The 22348-nt window shown below is 60.0% G+C and carries 3 protein-coding genes; all 3 read left to right on the top strand.

The features are described from left to right. Positions 1-148: 148 nt before the first annotated feature. A complete protein-coding gene (locus AC3WS9_RS12585) occupies positions 149-280 on the top strand; it encodes a hypothetical protein (RefSeq protein ID WP_282491924.1) in 132 nt (43 codons plus the stop codon). A 758-nt stretch (positions 281-1038) separates the two neighbouring features. Further along, entirely contained in the window at positions 1039-2361 is a 1323-nt protein-coding gene (locus AC3WS9_RS12580) for a TolC family outer membrane protein (RefSeq protein WP_282491923.1), read from the top strand. Positions 2362-2480: 119 nt separating this feature from the next. Then, positions 2481-22286, top strand: coding sequence for an Ig-like domain-containing protein (locus AC3WS9_RS12575; protein ID WP_492488670.1), 19806 nt, complete (start codon positions 2481-2483; stop codon positions 22284-22286). The last annotated feature ends 62 nt before the right edge of the window (positions 22287-22348 follow it).

Below are 22348 nucleotides of genomic sequence, written 5' to 3'. Positions count from 1 at the left end.
GGAGTTCCAAATGAAATCCACCATCTTAAATGTGAATAAAGAGCAGCCTAAGCAGCCGCAACAACCACAAAAACAGCCAAACGATCACGGCAAACAACAACCGAGCAAAAGTAAATAGCTTGAGTTCATCGCATTTGACGGAGGCTTTATGGCTGAACGTCCTGATTTAATTGATCCGGTCCCTGTAGATGACCCGATTCCTGGTGACGATATCCCTGAAACACCTGATGTGAATGATCCCTTGCTACCGGAAGATCCGGATGTTGTAAAACCGCTCTGACCACATCAGCAATCAAACCGCCTACGGGCGGTTTTTTTACGCCTCAAGATGAGTTGTGCCGTGCTGACGGCCAGGCGTCATCTCACTGTTGTTATGAGTGCTTTTCAGTAAAGGTGAGAAAGTATTTAAAAAACATAAACAGTTGGCTTGAAACTCAATGACTTTGTTATCACTCTGTTTTATTTATCACATATAATATAAAACACTATTATTAACATTAATGATGGTTTTAAATGCTGCTTTGAAGGTAAAGGTAGCACGCCATACTCTCCGCTCGGTCATTACCCGTTGATTATTCATTAAGCAATCAGCTTAATCATAAAACTGACGATTCTTTGAAAATCTTTGTGTCAGATGAATGGCGGAATTAACTCAAAAATGTACAGGTGGGCCGGGAGGATATTTCCTTTGATAACAGCGTTTTATTATTTGAGTAAAAAACACACTTTTTACATTATGCCGAGTAAAGGGAAACATTTTTCTTGTTATTAACACATCGTTAACATTGGAGGTGTAGTTCCACTTAAGGCATTTTGTTATGCTCCAGGTTAAATAGTACTAATGAATAAGCTCATTCTTAATTGAAATTAATCCAAAGGAAGCAGGTCTTTAATACAAGGCTGACTCTGATGTTGGGTGATAATTTCGGGATGGGATCATATGTACTTTATGCGAGTCTCTTCTACTCCCTTCGAGGTAGTTAAAAGAGGTGGTCATTAAAAAACATCCTTGTGGGGGTGAAAGAGAAGGACGAAATTATGAGAAAGATACTTTTCCTCGGTTCGACACTGATATTCGCTTCAATATTAATTCCGCGCGCACTGGCCTTAAACACGCCAGTGGGAACTGCCCTTGTCCCTTCAACTTCATTAAAAGAAAGTATTCTTTTTGCGTTTGATCGCGATCCCTCAATTAGCCAGCAGGCGGCACAGATGGGGATTGGACAGGCGCAAATTGATGAAGCGCGCAGTGGATGGATGCCACAAGTTGCCCTCAATGGCAGCACGGGCCACAGTCAAACCACTGACTCCAGCGGATCGCTGAAGAATTCCGCGTCCTGGGGATTAACCCTGACGCAGCTCGTTTATGACTTCGGTAAAACGAACAGCTCGATCAACCAGACTTCATCTCAGCGCGACAGCTACCGTTATCAGCTGATGGACACGCTGTCTGACGTCGCGGAAAAAACCGCCCTGAGCTACGTTGAGGTCAAGCGTTATATGGACCTGACACAAGCGGCAGAAGAGAATGTTAAGGCGCTCAAAAATGTGCAACGCCTGGCGCAGCTGCGTTCGAATGCCGGTTTAAGCTCCAACTCAGATGAGCTCCAGACCGAGACGCGCATTGCCGGTATGCAGGCAACGGTCCAGCAATACAACGCGGCGCTCCAGAGCGCACGGGCCAGGCTTGCGGTCCTGACGGGCGTGAACGCGACTCAGCTTTCTTCCCTGCCGCAGAGCCTGGAAAACAAGCAGGATTCGCTGGATACCATTGATTACTCGATGATTCCAAAAGTACTGGCCGCCAGCACCATGGAAACCTCCGCGCAATATGGCGTCGACCGGGCCAAGTCTCAGTACTGGCCGACGGTGAGCGTCCAGGGCGGGCGAACGCGCTATGAGTCGAACAACCGTTCTTATTGGGACGATCAAATTCGACTGAACGTTGAGGCCCCTCTGTATCAGGGCGGTGCCGTCTCTGCCCGCGTGCGTCAGGCGCAGGGTGCCCGCGCAATGGCCACCTCCCAGGTGGAACAGGCGCGCTTTGATGTGCTGCAAAAAGCCTCCGTGGCCCAGGCGGACTGGACCGGTGCGCGCGGCAGAATGGAAGCCGGAAAAGTGCAGCTGCAAAATGCCTTACGCACTCGTGATATTTATAAAAATGAATACACCTTAAGCAAAAGAAGTATCAACGATTTGCTCAGCGTCGAGCAGGACGTCTGGCAGGCAACCTTGTCAAAAATAACCGCGGAATATGATGGCTGGAGTTCTGCCATTAATTATTCTTCCGCCACCAATAATTTAATGTCGCTGGTGGGGATTGATAATAACGCCGGCGTCAAAATACCCGATTTAAGTTAATACCTGGCGGTTTAACCGCAGCAATAAGTTTGGAAGTCATGGGGCTAATTCCCAGGGTTTTTTACATCCCTGCATCAGGATTACCCACAGCATTAAGTACGCCTGCAATGGAGAATAATATGAATAAAACTAAAGTTGTTGATGTCATCGTTCGCAAGACGTCAGAGAAAACGGTATTGATGGGTGAAGGTAACCTGTCCGTATCGGTCTCTGCGCCGAGCGTGATTGAAATCCACGGTTCTGCCCAGGATGTGGCGCGTTATATTCGCCAGGGGAAAGATCTGCTGATTTATATGAAAGATGGCAGTGTGATTCGATGCAATAACTATTTCGTCGAAGATCCTGACACGCAAAAGCAGTCTGAACTGGTGTTTAACGATCAGCAGGAGCTGACGCATATCGCCTTTGCCGATACGGCAGAGGGGGCGGGTCTGGCGGCCACGGAGTTGACCGCTCAGGCCACGTCAATTTCCAGCATCGAACCCTTCATGGCGCAGGACAACATTTTAAGCGATGCCCCGTGGGGCTGGATCGCAGGCGCGGCGCTGGGCGGCGGCGCCATCGGCGCGCTGCTGGCGCACGGGGATGACGGCGGAACCCGAACAAAAGTTATCGACAATACCAAAAAAGAGGTCGAGAGCGCGACGCCGACCTTTATGGTCACGGACAAAGCGGGTGACAAGCAGGGTCTGCTGAGTGCAAAAGAGATCACGGATGACAACACCCCAACCTTTACCGGCTCCGGACAGCCGGGCGCGACCATTCAGGTCAAGGACAGCAGCGGCAGCACCATCGCCAGCACCATGGTCGGCGCGAATGGCAACTGGACCGTACAGCTGCCAACCCAGGCTGACGGCGAACACACCTGGTCGGTCGTGCAAATCGACGGCAGCAAAACCACCGCGGCGGGCAGCATCACGCTGAACGTCGCCACGGCGGAAACCAGCGTAACGCTGGCGACGACGGCGGGTGATAACGTCATTAATGCCAGCGAACAGTCGGCAGGGTTTACCCTCTCCGGCACCAGCAAAAACCTGGTTGAGAACACCGCGCTGACCGTCACGCTGAACGGAAAAACCTACACCACCAGCGTGAAGGCGAACGGCACATGGAGCCTTGAGGTTCCGGCCACCGATGCCCAGGCACTGGGGGAGGGGAACTGGACCGTCGCCGTGAGCGGGAAAGATGCGGCAGGTAACACCGTGACCGGCAGCCAGTCGCTGATTGTCGACACCCAGGCACCGGCCCTCACCGTGAACACGCTGGCGCAGGACAATATTATTAACGCCGCCGAACACGGTCAGGCGTTGATCCTGAGCGGCACCACCACCGCAGAGGCCGGGCAGATCGTCACGGTCACGCTCAATGATAAAAATTACACCGCGACCGTTGGCAGCGATGGCACATGGTCTCTGACCCTGGACGCCAGTGACGTCCAGGCGCTGGTCGACGGCGATCACACCCTGACGGCGAACGTCAGCGATAAGGCCGGTAACCCAGCGTCAACCACGGCCAATTTCGGCGTGGATACGGCTGCCCCGGTTGTCACCATTGATATTGTCTCGGGCGATGACGTGCTCAACACCACCGAGCAAGGCCAGGCGCAGATGATCTCCGGTCAGGCGAGCGGCGCGGCAGCGGGCGATGTGGTGAAACTCACCCTGGGCGATCAGACCTTTGTCGGCGTGGTGCTGGCGGACGGCAGCTGGCACATCGGTGTTCCGGCATCCGTGATTGGCGCGCTGGGCGAAGGCAGTCATGAGATTTCAGTCTCCGTCACCGACGCGGCAGGCAATACCGGCAGCGCAACCCGTGACATTACCCTCAACGGCGCGCCGCCAGATTTTACGGTAGATACTCTGAGCCAGGATAACGTGCTCAACGCACTGGAAGCCGTGCAGCCTCTCACCTTAAGCGGGACCAGCACGCTGCCGGACGGCAGTGCGGTGAGCGTCACGCTCAATGGCGTCAACTACCAGACCACCGTCGAGAGCGGTGTTTGGTCCGTTGTGGTGCCGGTCTCTGATGTCCTGAACCTGGCGAACACCCTCTATACCGTCACCGTGAGCGGCACCGACAGCGTGGGCAATACCGGCTCCGCCACCGTGAACCTGCTGGTGGATACCGTTCTGCCACAGGTCATTATCAATACCTTCGCGGGTGATAACCTGGTGAACAACGCCGAAGCGGCGCAGGATCAAACCCTCAGCGGTCGCGTCACCGGCGCGGCGGCGGGCGACACCGTCTCCATTACCGTCGGCGGTCAAAGCTACACGGCGACAGTCGACGCCGATCTGAACTGGAGCGTAACCATCCCGGCTGCGGATCTCACCGCCTTTGGCGATGGCGATCTGACCTTTAGCGCCTCGGTCACCAACGCCCATGGCAACACCGGCACCGGCGAGCGCGATATCAATATCAACGCCGAGCTGCCAGGCCTGCGCATCAACACCATTTCGGGTGATGATGTCATCAACGCCATCGAGCAGCAGCAGGACCTGACCGTCACCGGCTCCAGCACTCACCTGGCAGAAGGCACCCAGGTTATCGTGACCCTGAACGGCGTCGACTACCCGGCGGTGGTTGCCCAGAACGGCAGCTGGCAGATCGGCGTCTCGGCGACAGACCTGCAAAACTGGAGCGCAGGCGACGTGCTGGTCACGGCCCACGCGGTGGATGCATGGGGCAACAGCGTTACAGTCAATCACCCGATTGAACTCGACCTGAACGCCGTGGCGATCACTGTCGATACCATCAGCAGCGATGACATGCTCAACGCGGCAGAAAAAGCCGCCGATCTCACCCTCTCAGGCCAGACCCAGGGCGTGGAGCCGGGTCAGAGCGTGGTGGTGAAATTTGCCGATCAGACCTTCACCGCCCAGGTGCAGGAAGATGGCTCATGGAGCCTGACGGTGCCCGCCAGTGCGATAGACGGCTTAACCGACGGACGGGCACAGATCAGCGTGAGCGTGACCAACGTTCACGGCAACAGCGCCGACGCCGCGCGCGTGGTGATGGTTGACACTCTGGCGCCAACCGTGGCTATCGACAGCCTGACTGACGATAACATCATCAACGCGGCGGAAGCCGGGCAGGATCTGCTGCTCTCCGGCACCAGCAACGCCGAAGCTGGCCAGACGGTCACCGTGACCCTGAACGGTCAACAGTACCAGACCACGGTGCAAAACAACGGTACCTGGCAACTGAGCGTTCCGGCAGCCGACATGAGCGCGCTGGCGGATGGCAGCCTCACCGTCACGGCAAGCGTCAGCGACGTAGCGGGTAACAGCAGCAGCGTCGATCGCGTCAGCCTGGTGGATGCCACGGTTCCGCAGGTCACCATCAATCACTTCGTGACCGACACCAATACCGTCAACCAGGCGGCTCACTCTCAGGCGCAGATCCTGAGTGGCTCGGTCACGGGTGCCGCGGCCGGGGATGCGGTCACGATCACCATCAATAGCATTGAGTACAAAACCGTCGTGGATGCCGAGGGCAACTGGAGCCTCGGCCTTCCTGCGTCCGTCGTACAGGGGCTGGCAGACGGCACCTGGACTATTGATGTCTCTGTTACCGACGCTGCTGGCAACACCGGCAGCAGCTCGCTGGACGTGGTGGTCAACACCGTCACTCCTGTGATCGCCATCAACACTCTGGCGGTGGACGATGTGATCAACGCGACCGAGAAGGGCGAAGATCTGCTCCTCTCCGGAACCAGCAATCAGCCGGAAGGCACCACCGTGACGGTGAGCCTGAACGGTATCAATTACACCGCGACCACTACAGAGGACGGTAGCTGGAGCGTCATCGTTCCGGCTTCCGCAGTCAGCGCGCTGGGTGAAGCCAACTACAGCGTGGCGGCCAGCGTCACCGACAGCGTCGGCAACAGCGCGTCAGCGTCTCACGATGTGCTGGTCGACAGCTCTCTGCCGGTGGTTTCAATCAATACTCTGGCGGGTGACAACGTGGTGAACGCCGCGGAAGTGGCAGCGGGCCAGACCCTGACGGGCAGCGTGACCAACGCGGCGGCGGGCGACACCGTGACTATCACTCTCGGCGGTCAGACCTACACCGCGACCGTGCAGGACGATCTGACCTGGAGCCTGCCGCTCGACAGCAACCTGCTGACCGCGCTCGGCGACGGCGATCTGACGGCGACTGTCAGCGTGACCAACGGCCACGGCAACACCAGCGCGTCATCTCTGGAGTTCGCCATCGACGCCAATCTGCCGGGTCTGCGTATCGACACCGTGGCGGGCGACGATGTGATCAACATCATCGAGCACGGCCAGAACCTGGTGATCTCCGGCTCCAGCACCGACCTGGTGGCGGGCAGCTCGGTCACCCTGACCATCAACGGCAACGACTATGCGGCGACGGTTCTGGCAGACGGCACCTGGCTGGCCGCGATCCCAGCGGCGGATGTCGCCCAGTGGGCGGACGGTGAACTGTCCATCAGCGCCAGCGCGCAGGACACCTCCGGTAACCCGGTCACCATCGGCACGCTGGTTGACGTCGACCTCTCTCCGGTCGCCATCAGCATCAACAGCGTCACCGACGACAACGTGCTGAACGCGGCAGAGAAAGGCCAGGATCTGGTTCTGTCCGGTTCGACATTCGGCGTGGAAGCAGGCCAGACGGTGTCAGTTATTTTCGGCGGCAAGGTCTACACTACGACAGTCGATGCCGACGGCAACTGGACCACCACCGTACAGTCCGCAGACCTCGCGGGTCAGAAAGACGGCGACGCAACCGTGCAGGCGAGCGTCACCAACGTGAACGGCAACAGCGTCAGCGCGGCGCTGGACTACAGCGTGGACATCACTGCGCCGACCGTCACCATCAACACCGTCAGCAATGACAACATGCTGAACGCAGCCGAAGCGGCGGCGGACCTGACCCTGAGCGGCACCTCGAGTGCGGAAGCAGGCCAGACCGTCACCGTGAGTTTCAACGGCAATCAATACAGTGCAACTGTGCAGGCCGACGGCAGCTGGACGCTCGACGTTCCGGCGGCAGACATGGCGGATATCACCGACGGCAACGCGGCGATTACCGCGTCCGTGTCCGATAAAGCAGGCAACCCGGCGAGCACCGGCGCGTCCGTGCTGGTCGATGTCACCGTCCCGCAGATCACCTTCAACACCGTCTCCGGCGACGACGTGATCAACAGCACCGAGCACGGTCAGGCGCTGATGGTCTCCGGCTCCGTGACCGGCGCCCAGGCGGGTGACGTCGTCACCGTGACCCTGAACGGCACCGATTACACCGCGATGCTGGACGCAAACGGCAACTGGAGCATCGGCGTTCCGGCAGAGGACGTGTGGGCTCTCGACACCGGCAACTCCACGATTTCGGCGACGGTCACCGATAAAGCGGGTAACAGCACCAGTGCGACGCACGATGTGGCGGTGATCGTGGATGTCCCACAGATCGCCTTCAATTCCATCGCGATGGACAACGTGATCAATGCCACCGAGAAAGGCGAAGACCTGCTGCTGACGGGGTATAGCAACCAGCCGGAAGGCACCACCATCACGGTGAGCCTGAACGATGGCTACTTCTATACCACCACGGCGGCGGACGGCAGCTGGAGCGTAACGGTTCCTGCCAATCAGGTTGGCTGGCTGGGCGAGGCGAACTACCGCCTGACGGCCAGCGTCACCGACAGCGTGGGTAACACCGGATCGGCTGTCAGCGACGTGCTGGTCAATACGGCGCTGCCGCTCGTCACCCTCAACACCATCGCCGGTGACGATGTGGTCAACGCCGCAGAAGTCGCGGCGGGCCAGACCATCAGCGGTAAAGTGTCGAACGCGGAAGCGGGCAACACCGTCACCCTGACCATTGGCGGGAACACCTACACCGCAACGGTTCAGGACGATCTGACCTGGTCGGTGAACGTCCCGGCTGATGTATTAACGGCTATCGGCAACGGCGATCTGACCGTAACCGCCTCCGTGACCAATGGCGTGGGCAACACCGGTTCCGTCGAGCGCGATATCACTATCGACGCCAACCTGCCGGGTCTGCGTGTAGATACCGTGGCGGGCGATGATGTGATCAACAGCATCGAGCACGGCCAGAACCTGATCGTTACTGGCTCCAGCGATGGGCTGTCTGAAGGCACTCTGCTGACCGTCACCGTCAATGGCAAAACCTACCCGGCCACCGTGCTGGCAGACGGCACCTGGTCCGCCGCGGTTCCGGCGACAGACGTTAACGCGTTTGCGGCAGGCAGCGTAACCGTGAGCGTTGAAGGGCAGAGCAGCGCGGGTAACCCGGTTTCCATCAGCCATGACGTCACCGTCGATCTGGCAGAGGTGGCGATCAGCATTGATGTGCTCTCCACCGACGACGTGATCAACGCGGCTGAGAAGGGCGTCGATCTGGTGCTCTCTGGTTCCACTTCCAACGTGGAAGCAGGCCAGACTGTGTCAGTCACCTTCGGCGGCAAGTCCTACACCGCAAGCGTGGACGCAGACGGCAACTGGACTACCACCGTTCCCTCTGCCGACCTGACCAACCTCAAAGACGGCGACGCCAGCGTGCAGGCAAGCGTCACCAACGTGAACGGCAACAGCGCAACGGCAGGCCGCGAGTACAGCGTCGATGCGACCGCGCCGACGGTGACAATCGACATTATCAGCGAAGACAACATCCTCAACGCGACCGAAGCGCAGGCCGATCTGACCCTCAGCGGGACCAGTAATGCCGAAGCCGGTCAGACCGTCACCGTCACCCTGAACGGCGTGGATTTGACCACTGTCGTACAGGATAACGGGACATGGAGCCTGACCGTTCCTGCCGCTAACCTGAGCACCCTCGGTGATGGTACTTATACCGTCAACGCCTCCGTCTCTGACAAAGCAGGTAACCCTGCGTCGGCGGCGCGCGACGTGCTGGTCGATATCACGGTTCCACAGCTGACCATCAACACCGTCTCCGGCGATGATGTGATCAACACCACCGAGCACAGTCAGGCGCTGATCGTCAGCGGCTCTGCGACCGGCGCGGCCGCAGGTGATCTGGTGACCGTCACGGTGAACGACAAATCCTACACGGCGGTTCTGGATGGCTTTGGCAACTGGAGCATTGGCATTCCGGCTGCGGACGTGGGCGCACTGACCGCCGGGGATTACACCGTTACTGCGGCGTTAACCGATAAAGCGGGCAACAGCAACAGCACCACGCACGATGTGGCAGTCAACCTGACGGCCCCTGTTCTGACCATCGGCACAGTTTCCGGCGACGATGTGATCAACAGCAGCGAAAAAACGCAGGATCTGACCATCAGCGGTACTGCGACGGGGCTGGCGGCGGGGGCGATTGTCACCGTGATGCTGAACGGCAAAGCCTACAGCGCAACGGTGGACGATAACGGTCTGTGGACGACGACGGTTCCTGCCGATCAGGTGGGTGCCCTGGGTGAAGCGCTCTACGATATCACCGCTTCGGCGACAGATAGCGTGGGCAACAGCTCCAGCACAACTCACACCGTGAATGTCGGATCGGCGCTGCCTGGTGTGACCATCAACACCATCGCCGGTGACGACGTGGTCAACGCCGCAGAAGTCGCGGCGGGCCAGACCATCAGCGGTAAAGTGTCGAACGCGGAAGCGGGCAACACGGTCACCCTGACCCTTGGCGGCAACACTTACACCGCTACCGTTCAGGACGATCTGACCTGGTCGGTGAACGTCCCGGCTGATGTATTAACGGCTATCGGCAACGGCGATCTGACCGTAACCGCCTCCGTGACCAACAACGTCGGCAACACCGGTTCCGTCGAGCGCGATATCACTATCGACGCCAACCTGCCGGGTCTGCGTGTCGATACCGTGGCAGGCGACGATGTGATCAACAGCATCGAGCACGGTCAGAACCTGATCATCACTGGCTCCAGCGATGGCCTGACCGCAGGCACGCTGCTGACCCTCACCGTTAACGGCAAAACCTACCCGGCAACGGTACTGGCAGACGGCACCTGGTCTGCAGCAGTTCCGGCGACAGATGTCAGCGCACTGGCAGCAGGCAGCGTAACCGTGACTGTTGAAGGCCAGAGCACAGCGGGTAACCCTGTGGCGATCAGCCACGACGTGACCGTCGATCTGGCCGAAGTCGCGATCAGCATTGACGTGGTCTCCACCGACGACGTGATCAACGCGGCTGAGAAGGGCGCAGATCTGGTGCTATCCGGCTCGACGTCCAAGGTAGAAGCAGGCCAGACTGTGTCAGTTACCTTCGGCGGCAAGTCCTACACCGCAAGCGTGGACGCAGACGGCAACTGGACCACCACCGTTCCTTCTGCTGATCTGACCAGCCTCAAAGACGGCGATGCCAGCGTGCAGGCCAATGTCACCAACGTGAACGGCAACAGCACGTCGGCAGGCCGCGAGTACAGCGTCGATGCGACCGCGCCGACGGTGACCATCGACATTATCAGCGATGACAACATCCTCAACGCGACCGAAGCGCAGGCCGATCTGACCATTAACGGGACGAGTAATGCCGAAGCCGGTCAGACTGTCACCGTCACCCTGAACGGCGTGGATTACACCACCGTCGTACAGGACAACGGGACATGGAGCCTGACCGTTCCAGCCGCTGACCTGAGCACCCTCGGGGATGGTACTTATACCGTCAACGCCTCCGTCTCTGACAAAGCAGGTAACCCTGCGTCGGCGGCGCGCGACGTGCTGGTCGATATCACGGTTCCACAGCTGACCATCAACACCGTCGCCGGCGATGATGTGATCAATACCACTGAGCACGGCCAGGCGCTGATCGTCAGCGGCTCTGCGACCGGCGCGGCGGCAGGTGATCTGGTGACCGTCACGGTGAACGACAAATCCTACACTGCCGTTCTGGATGGCTCTGGCAACTGGAGCATTGGCATTCCGGCTGCGGACGTGGGCGCACTGACTGCCGGGGATTACACCGTTACTGCGGCGTTGACTGATAAAGCGGGCAACAGCAACAGCACCACGCACGATGTGGCAGTCAATCTGACGGCCCCTGTTCTGACCATCGGCACGGTTTCCGGCGACGATGTGATCAACAGCAGCGAAAAAACTCAGGATCTGACCATCAGCGGTACTGCGATGGGGCTGGCGGCGGGGGCGATTGTCACCGTGATGCTCAACGGCAAAGCCTACAGCGCAACGGTGGACGATAACGGCCTGTGGACGACGACGGTTCCTGCCGATCAGGTGGGTGCCCTGGGGGAAGCGCTCTACGATATCACCGCTTCGGCGACGGATAGCGTGGGCAACAGCTCCAGCACAACTCACACCGTGAATGTCGGATCGGCGCTGCCTGGTGTGACCATCAACACTATCGCCGGTGATGACGTAGTCAATGCCGCAGAAGTGGCGGCAGGCCAGACTATCAGCGGTAAAGTGGTGAACGCAGAGGCGGGCAACACCGTGACGCTGACCATCGGTGGCAACACCTACACCGCAACGGTTCAGGACGATCTGACCTGGTCGGTGAGTATTCCTGCGGACGTGCTTACGGCGCTCGGCAACGGCGATCTGACGGTCACGGCTTCCGTGACTAACAACGTGGGCAACACCGGTTCCGGCGAGCGCGATATCACTATCGACGCGAACCTGCCGGGTCTGCGTGTGGATACCGTGGCGGGCGACGATGTGATCAACAGCATCGAGCACGGCCAGAACCTGATTATCACTGGCTCCAGCGATGGCCTGACGGCAGGCACGCTGCTGACCGTCACCGTTAACGGCAAAACCTACCCGGCCACCGTACTGGCAGACGGCACCTGGTCTGCCGCGGTTCCTGCGACAGACGTCAGCGCACTGGCAGCAGGCAGCGTAACCGTGAGCGTTGAAGGGCAGAGCACAGCGGGTAACCCGGTTTCCATCAGCCACGACGTCACCGTCGATCTGGCCGAAGTGGCGATCAGCATTGATGTGGTCTCTACCGACGACGTGATCAACGCGGCTGAGAAGGGCGTCGATCTGGTGCTCTCTGGTTCCACTTCCAACGTGGAAGCAGGCCAGACTGTGTCAGTTATCTTCGGCGGCAAGTCCTACACCGCAAGCGTGGACGCTGACGGCAACTGGACCACCACCGTTCCTTCTGCCGACCTGACAAGCCTGAAAGACGGCGACGCCAGCGTGCAGGCAAGCGTCACTAACGTGAACGGCAACAGCGCGTCGGCTGGCCGCGAGTACAGCGTCGATGCCACGGCACCAACCGTGACCATCAGCACCATTGCGGCTGACGACATGCTGAACGCCACTGAAGCGCAGACCGATCTGACTCTCACCGGCACCAGCACCGCAGAAGCGGGGCAGACGGTGACCCTGACCCTGAACGGCGTGGATTACACCACCACCGTGGGCGCAGACGGCAACTGGGCGCTGGTCGTTCCAGCAGCAGATCTGGCCGCCCTGAATGACGGCGTCCTGACTGTGACGGCTTCCGTCAGCGACAAAGCGGGCAACCCGGCATCGGTGGATCACACCCTGACCGTCGATCTGACGGCACCGGTGGTCACCATCAACACCGTCGCAGGCGATGACGTGATCAACCTGGCGGAACACGCTCAGGCGCAGATCATCAGCGGCTCCGCCACCGGCGCGGCAGCGGGCGATAAGGTCACTGTCACTGTTGGCGGCCAGACCTACACCACCGTGCTGGATGCGGCGGGTAACTGGAGCGTGGGTGTTCCGGCGAGCGTCATCTCTGCATTGCAGGACGGTTCTGTGACCATCAGCGCCAGCGTCACCGACGTGGCGGGCAACACCGGCACCGGCACACACGACGTGACGGTCGACACCGGTCTGCCATCCGTGGGCTTCGACGCCATTTCAGCCGACAACGTGCTGAATGCGGTCGAGAAAGGCCAGGATCTTAACGTGAGCGGCACCAGCGCAAACCTGTCTGAAGGCACCCTGGTGACCATTTCCCTGAACGGCAAGAACTACACCGCGACCACGGCAGCGGACGGCAGCTGGAGCCTGACGGTTCCGGCAGCAGATCTGGCAGCTCTGGGCGAAGCGAACTACACCCTGAGCGCAGCCGCGACCAGCGATGTGGGCAACAGCATCAGCAACACCGCGAACCTGCGGGTGGATACGGCGCTGCCTGGCGTGACTATCAACACCATCGCCGGTGACGACGTGATCAACGCCGCGGAAGTGGCGACGGGCCAGACCCTCAGCGGTAAAGTGGTGAATGCCGAAGTGGGCAACATGGTCACCCTGACCATTGGCGGCAACACTTACACTGCAACGGTTCAGAGCGACCTGACCTGGTCGGTGAACGTGCCAGCGGACGTGCTGACGGCCCTCGGCAACGGCGATCTCACCGTTGTTGCGTCCGTGACTAACGGCGTAGGCAACACCGGTTCCGCTGAGCGCGATATGACTATCGACGCCAACCTGCCGGGTCTGCGTGTGGATACCGTGGCGGGCGACGATGTGATTAACAGTATCGAGCACGGGCAGAACCTGATTATCACTGGGGCAAGCGACGGCCTGACCGTAGGCACTCTGCTGACCGTCACCGTCAACGGCAAAACCTACCCGGCCACCGTACTGGCAGACGGCACCTGGTCCGCCGCGGTTCCTGCGAAAGACGTCAGCGCACTGGCAGCAGGCACGATAACTGTGAGTGTTGAAGGGCAGAGCACCGCAGGTAACCCGGTTTCCATCAGCCACGACGTCACTGTCGATCTGGCAGAAGTCGCGATCAGCATCGACGTGGTCTCTACCGACGACGTGATCAACGCGGCTGAGAAGGGCGCAGATCTGGTGCTCTCTGGTTCCACTTCCAACGTGGAAGCAGGCCAGACGGTGTTCGTCACCTTCGGCGGCAAGTCCTACACCGCAAATGTGGACGCAGACGGCAACTGGACCACCACCGTTCCGGCGGCGGACCTGACCAGCCTGAAAGACGGCGATGCCAGCGTGCAGGTAAGCGTCACCAACGTGAACGGCAACAGCGCCTCAGCAGGCCGCGAGTACAGCGTTGATACCACGGCACCGTCCGTGACTATCAGCACCATTGCGGCTGACGACATGCTTAACGCCACCGAAGCGCAGGCGGATCTGACTCTCAACGGCACCAGCACCGCAGAAGCGGGGCAGACGGTGACCTTGACCCTGAACGGCGTCGAGTACACCACCACCGTGGGCGCAGACGGCAACTGGAGCGTCACGGTTCCGGCGGCAGATCTGGCAGTCCTGAATGACGGCGTCCTGACTGTGACGGCATCCGTCAGCGACAAAGCGGGCAACCCGGCATCGGTGGATCACACCCTGACGGTCGATCTGACCGCACCGGTGGTCACCATCAACACCGTCGCAGGCGATGATGTCATCAACCTGGCGGAACACGCTCAGGCGCAGATCATCAGCGGCTCCGCCACCGGCGCGGCCGCGGGCGATAAGGTCACTGTCACTGTTGGCGGTCAGACCTACACCACCGTGCTCGACGCGGCGGGTAACTGGAGCGTGGGTGTTCCGGCGAGCGTCATCTCTGCATTGCAGGACGGTTCCGTGACCATCAGCGCCAGCGTCACCGATGTGGCAGGCAACACCGGGACCGGCACGCACGACGTGACGGTCGACACCGGTCTGCCATCCGTGGGCTTCGACGCCATTTCAGCCGATAACGTGTTGAACGCGGTCGAGAAAGGCCAGGACCTGAGCGTCAGCGGCACCAGCGCGAACCTGTCCGAAGGCACCGTGGTAACGGTATCCCTGAACGGCAAGAACTACACCGCGACCACGGCAGCGGACGGCAGCTGGAGCCTGACGGTTCCGGCAGCGGATCTGGCAGCTCTGGGCGAAGCGAACTACACCCTGAGCGCAGCCGCGACCAGCGATGTGGGCAACAGCATCAGCAACACCGCGAACCTGCGGGTGGATACGGCGCTGCCTGGTGTGACCCTCAACACCATCGCCGGTGACGACGTAGTCAACGCCGCAGAAGTCGCGGCGGGCCAGACCATCAGCGGTAAAGTGGTGAACGCCGAAGCGGGTAACACGGTCACGCTGACCATTGGTGGCAACACTTACACTGCAACGGTTCAGAGCGATCTGACCTGGTCGGTGAACGTTCCTGAGGACGTGCTGACGGCAATCGGCAACGGCGACCTGACGGTCACGGCTTCCGTGACTAACGGCGTCGGCAACACCGGTTCCGGCGAGCGCGATATGACTATCGACGCCAACCTGCCGGGTCTGCGTGTGGATACCGTGGCGGGCGACGATGTGATTAACAGCATCGAGCACGGCCAAAACTTGATTATCACTGGCTCCAGCGATGGTCTGGCACAAGGCACTCTTCTGACCGTCACCGTCAACGGCAAAACCTACCCGGCCACCGTGCTGGCAGACGGCACCTGGTCCGCCGCCGTTCCGGCGACAGACGTTAACGCATTTGCGGCAGGCAACGTAACCGTGAGTGTTGAAGGGCAGAGTAGCGCGGGTAACCCGGTCGCCATCAGCCACGACGTCACCGTCGATCTGGCAGAGGTCGCAATCAGCATCGACGTGCTCTCCACCGACGACGTGATCAACGCGGCAGAGAAGGGTACAGATCTGGTGCTCTCTGGTTCCACGTCCAACGTGGAAGCAGGCCAGACTGTATCAGTCACCTTCGGCGGCAAGTCCTACACCGCAAGTGTGGACGCAGACGGCAACTGGACCACCACCGTTCCGGCAGCGGATCTGACCAGCCTGAAAGACGGCGACGCCAGCGTGCAGGCCAATGTCACTAACGTGAACGGCAACAGCGCCTCGGCGGGCCGCGAGTACAGCGTCGATGCGACGGCGCCAACCGTCATCATCGATACGGTGGCAAGCGACAATGTGATTAACAGCAGCGAAGCGGCGGCGGGTGTAGCCATTACCGGCTCCACGACGGCGGAAGTCGGTCAGACGGTCACCGTGACCCTGGGCGGCAACAGCTATACCGCGCAGGTTCAGCAGGGTGGCATCTGGAGCGTAACGGTTCCGACGGCAGACCTGACGGCGATGGCCGACAGCGGCTACACCGTGCAGGCGAGCGTCAACGATGCAGCAGGTAACCCAGGAAGCGCCGATAAGGTCATTACCCTGGATACCACACCGCCGGTCATCAGCTTCAACACCGTTGCAGGCGATGACGTGATCAACCGCGAGGAGCACGCGCAGGCGCAGATCGTCAGCGGCACCACCACCGGCGCGAGCGTCGGCGATAAGCTGGTGATCACTATCGGTGAGAATCAGTACACCACCACCGTCGATGCCAGCGGAAACTGGAGCGTGGGCGTACCGGCAAGCGTGATCTCGGCGCTGCAGGACGGGACCACCACCATCAGCGCGACCATCACTGACGGCGCGGGCAACAGCAGCACCCAGACCCACGACGTGGCGATCAACACCGCATCGGTGATGTTGTCCGTTAACACCATTAGCGATGATGACGTTATCAACGCGGCGGAAGCGGGCAATGCGCTGACGATCGGTGGGTCAAGCGCGCAGTTCGCCAGCGGGACGCAGGTGACGGTCACCCTGAACGGCAAGAACTATACGGCGACCATTCAGGACGATGGCTCCTGGACGACGACCGTACCGGCAACGGACGTCGCGGCGCTGGCCGATGGCGGAAACTATGGCGTGTTCGTCTCTGCCGAGGACAGCGTAGGCAACAGCGCAACGGCATCGCACGCTATCAGTGTCGATCTCACCGCGCCGGTGGTCAGCATCGCGACCCTCTCCGGGGATGACGTGCTGAACGCAGCCGAAGCGCAGCAACCGCTGACGGTCAATGGCTCCTCCAGTGCTGAAACGGGTCAAACCGTGACGGTCACGCTCGGTGGGAAAACCTATACCGCGACGGTCGCCAGTGACGGCACCTGGACGCTGGATGTTCCGGCAACGGACCTGTCCACCCTGAGCCAGGGCGCGCTGACGGTCACCGCATCGGTGAACGATAAGGCGGGCAATAGCGGCCAGACCACGCATACCCTGACGGTCGATACCCTTGCACCAACGGTTACGATTGCAACGGTGGCGGGCGACGATATTGTCAACAATACCGAGCAGCTGGCGGGCCAGACGATCAGCGGGACCACCACGGCGGAGCAGGGCCAGATTGTGACGGTCTCCTTCAACGGTCACAGCTATCAGGCGACTGCGGCGGCGGATGGCACATGGTCGGTGTTCGTACCAGGGCGTGATTTCCTCGGCCTGAGCGACGGGAGCTACACCATTACGGCGTCCGTGAGTGATAAAGCGGGCAACCCTGGCAGCGGCACGCACGATGTGACGCTCAGCGGGGATGTTCCGACCATCACCATCAACACCTTTGCCGAGGATGACATCGTCAGCGCCGCCGAGCACGGCACGCCGCTTATGATCAATGGCACCACCGACGCGCCTGCGGGCCAGACGGTGACCATTACGCTGAACGGCAAAACCTACACCACCACGGTGCAAAACGACGGGACCTGGAGCACGACGCTTGGCAGCGCAGATGTCACGGCCATGGCCGATGGCGGCGCTTATGTCATCAATGCGCAGGTGAGCAACGCTATCGGCAACAGCGTCAGCGCAGACCACACCATCAACGTGGATCTGACCGCGCCGTCGATGGGCATCACCATTGATTCGTTGCAAAACGATACCGGCCTGAGCGCGAGTGATTTCATCACCAACGACAGCTCGGTGGTCGTCAACGGCTCCCTGACCGCGCAGCTCGGTAACAACGAGAAAGCGCAGATCAGCCTCGACGGCGGTACCACCTGGACTGACCTGACGGTGACCGGCACGACATGGCGCTACAGCGACAGCCGTACCCTGACCGACGGGACTTACCAGTATCAGGTTCGTGTGATCGACAACGCAGGTAACGTCGGCGCAACCGACAGCCAGGATGTGGTCATCGACCTGACGGCACCGGCGGCCACCACCATTACCGTGGATGCGGTGACTCAGGATACGGGTCTGTCGGCGAGTGATTTCATCACCAGCGACAACCAGATCAGCCTGAAAGGGACCCTGGGTGCGACGCTCGCCAGCGGTGAGCACGCGCAGATCAGTATTGACGGCGGCGTGACCTGGAGCGATGTCAGCGTCAGCGGCACGAGCTGGACTTACGTCGATGGCCGTACGCTGGCCGATGGGGATTACAACTACCAGCTGCGCGTGATTGACGATGCGGGCAACATCAGCGCCAGCGTAAGCCAGGTGGTGACGATTGATACCACAGTGCCGGACGCCAGCAAAGTGATCACCATCGACAGCATCTCGGACGATACGGGCCTGAGCAACAGCGACTTTATCACTAACGATACGTCGCTGACGGTGAACGGAACGCTGGCGGCGACGCTCTCTGAGGGTGAATATGCGCAGATCAGCATCGACGGCGGCGTGACCTGGCAGAACGTCAACGTGACCGGCAACAGCTGGTTCTACACTGACGCCCGTACGCTGGATAACGGGACTTACACCTACTTCGTGCGTGTCGTCGATGCGGCGGGCAATATCGGATCCAACGCCCAGCAGCAGGTGACCGTTGACACCGTCGCACCGGACGCGGCGATCACCGTGACCGTGGATAACATTGCCGTGGATACCGGCTTTGATAACAACGACTTCCTGACCAGCTCAACGTCGTACACCCTGAACGGCACGCTGGGCGCCGCGCTCGGCAGCAATGAGTTTGTGCAGGTGAGTATGGACGGCGGCACGACCTGGGTTTACGCCGAAGTCAATGGCACGCAGTGGAGCTACAACGACGCGCGTACCCTGACTGACGGCAGCTATAACTATCAGGTTCGCGTGGTTGACCAGGCGGGTAACGTGGGGGCAACCACCTCGCAGGCGGTCACTGTGGATACGCAGTCGCCACAGTACGGCATCACCATTGACAGCATCAGTGATGATACCGGGCAGTCCACCAGTGATTTCATCACCATGGACACCACGCTGACGGTGAACGGTTCACTGGGCAGCGCGCTGGCCAGCGATGAACGTGTGCAGATTAGCCTGGACGGGGGCAACACCTGGATAGATGCCAGCGTCACCAACCAGCGCTGGAGCTACGTGGACACGCGTGAACTGGCTGACGGGGATTACACCTATCAGGTGCGAATTATCGATCAGGCGGGCAACGTCGGGTCAACCACGTCGCAGGAAGTAACGGTCGATACCACCGTGCCAGCCACGGTGGGGACGGTGGTGAGCTACACCGACTCGGAAGGCGAGCGCCAGGGGACCTTCGGCTCCTCGGTGACCACGGACGATACGTCACCGGTGATTACCGGCACGCTGAACCGTGCGCCGGATGAGGGTGAGATCATGCAGCTGTATCGTGACGGGATCCTGCTGGGTCAGGTCACGATGAACGGCAGCGCCAGCTGGTCCTTCCAGGATAACGGCCTGAGCGACGGGAACCACACCTACGTTCTGCGTATCACGGATCTCGCGGGGAACTACACCGAATCTGCCGGGTTTGTGCTGGGTGTGGATACCAGCGTACCGACTACGGTGGCGACGGTGACCGCTCAGACGACCTCGGATACCACACCGATCGTCGGCGGGAATGTCTCTGCCGATCTGGAGAACGGCGAGTACCTGGAAGTGAAGGTGAACGGTAAAACCTACACCTCCCAGACCGGCGGTGCAGTGGTGGTCGATCCTGACCATAACACCTGGTATCTGCAGATCCCGGACAGCGATACCTTAGCGGTGGCGAGTTACGACGTGACGGCGCAGGTGAAGAGCAGCGCGGGTAACGGGAATAACACCGGCGTGACCACCGGTAGCCTGGTCATCGGTACCACGACGGTGAATACCGACTGGGCGACCACGGCGGGGAATTCGAACAACGAAGCCATGTCGGTGGGGCTGAACAGCAGCGGTCTGTGGACGATTATTGCGAACGGACAGGCTTATTCCAGCAGCGATGCGTCGACCTACGCGGCAAACGCCCTGACCAACACCCGTGGGGGGAACGTCATCAGCTATACATCTGCGGACTATGACCGTAACGGGACGATGGACGTGTTTGCGACGGAGACCTCGTATACCAACAACACTCAGGTGATGTGGACCTACGACGGGAGCAGCTACACCGGTAGCCAGCAGGCGATGGGCGCGGCGATCTACTACGGAGGTGTGATTGCCTACGACAAGACCGGCGATGGTTATCTGGATATGGCTTACGGAGATGCGGGTATGGACTCCCTGACCTATCTGGTGAACAACAACGGCGTGCTGACGCCGGACGGCACCGGTGGGGAAGGTGGCTTCTATGGTCAGTTCGATTCCGGGCGCGAAATCTCCGGCGTCGACATCAACAACGATGGTGCTGTGGATGTGGTGCAGCACACTAACCGAAGCAGCGCCTATACGCTGACCGTGATTTCCAACAGCGGCACCGGGACTCTGTCCGTGGGCCAGGACATCACCAACGTGTTTGTCGGTAACAGCGCGAATACCACCACGGCGGCGTCAATGACGTGGGCGGACTTCAACGGCGATGGCTACATGGACCTGTATCTGGGGACCACCTACAACAACAACGGCGGGGTGATTTACTACAACGACGGTGCCGGGAAACTGCTGACCACCAAGAGTGCGGTCGAGGCGTCTAACGCCACGGCGGGTTATCTCTCTGTGGCCGTGGACTGGAACGCCGATGGCCAGATGGACATCGTCAAGCTCAGCACTTACGGCGGTTCGCAGACGGCAACCCTGTTCACCAACAATGGCTACGGCTCCACCTGGACCTCAAGCCAGCTGGCGTCGGCGCTGGTGAACGTGACGGGTATGGCGGCAGTGGATTACAACTGGGATGGCGCCCAGGATCTGCTGGTGTCTCAGCAGAACGGCAAAGTGGTTCTGCTCCAGAACAGCAAGACCATCGCCGACGGTACCGCGATGCACCTGCACATTGTGGATAGCGAGGGCATCAACGCCTACTACGGGAATACGGTCAATCTGTATAACGCAGCGGGTGTCCTGGTGGCATCGCAGATCATCAACGCCCAGTCGGGTGTGGGGTCGAACGACACCACGGCACTGGTGAGCTTCTACGGTCTGGATCCGAGCGAAACCTACTCGGCGCAGATTGTGAAAATCACCAACGGCGCGTCGGATAACGTCACCTGGGACGGTCTGGAAGCGGGCAACGGCAAAGAGGGCTATGTCCTGACCGCCGAAGCGGCAACCGGCGTCCACAGCGGAACGATCACCGGGACCGGGTATAACGACACCTTCGTGGCAGAAGATGGCACCTATACCTATAACGGTTCCGGCGGCTGGAATACGACGTCCGACTACGACACCTGGAGCAATACCGGTGGCATGGACGTGGTGGACTACCGCAATGCGACGTCGGCGGTCACCGTTGACCTGCGTCTGTCCACGGCCCAGGACACGGGCTTTGGCACCTCGCGACTGCTGAACATTGAAGGCATTAACGGCTCGGACTACAACGACGTCATCACCGGTAACAGCAGTGATAACCAGTTCGAAGGCCGCGGTGGGAATGACACCTTCAATATCGGCAGCGGGGGACACGATACGTTGCTCTATAAGCTGATCAACGCGTCGGATGCCACGGGCGGTAACGGCAGTGATGTGGTGAACGGGTTCACCGTCGGCACCTGGGAAGGGACCGCGGATACGGATCGCATCGACCTGCGCGATCTGCTCTCCGGCAGTGGTTACACCGGCACGGGCTCCGCGAGCTACGTGAACGGCGTGGCGGCGCTGGACAGCAGTGCGGGCAACGTTGCCGATTACATCCGTGTGGTGCAAAACGGCAGCAATACCGAGATCCAGGTTGACTTGGACGGGTCGAGCGGCCAGTTCACACCGACCACGCTGGTGACACTCAACGGCGTGCAAACGGATCTGGCTACGCTGCTGGCTAACCATCAACTGTTGATTGCGTAAAACAACGCCGCGGGGAGCGATTCCCGCGGCCTTTTGCGTTTCTTTACAGCAAATGTATTAAC

This window comes from Lelliottia sp. EB106-05-01-XG201, from assembly GCF_058791735.1.
This window is presented reverse-complemented; position numbering and strand designations above follow the sequence as displayed.

What these genes read in the sequence shown, in the direction of transcription:
- AC3WS9_RS12585 (WP_282491924.1), top strand. Translation starts at nt 149, where the DNA reads ATGGCTGAACGTCCTGATTTAATTGATCCGGTCCCTGTAGATGACCCG.
- AC3WS9_RS12580 (WP_282491923.1), top strand. Translation starts at nt 1,039, where the DNA reads ATGAGAAAGATACTTTTCCTCGGTTCGACACTGATATTCGCTTCAATA.
- AC3WS9_RS12575 (WP_492488670.1), top strand. Translation starts at nt 2,481, where the DNA reads ATGAATAAAACTAAAGTTGTTGATGTCATCGTTCGCAAGACGTCAGAG.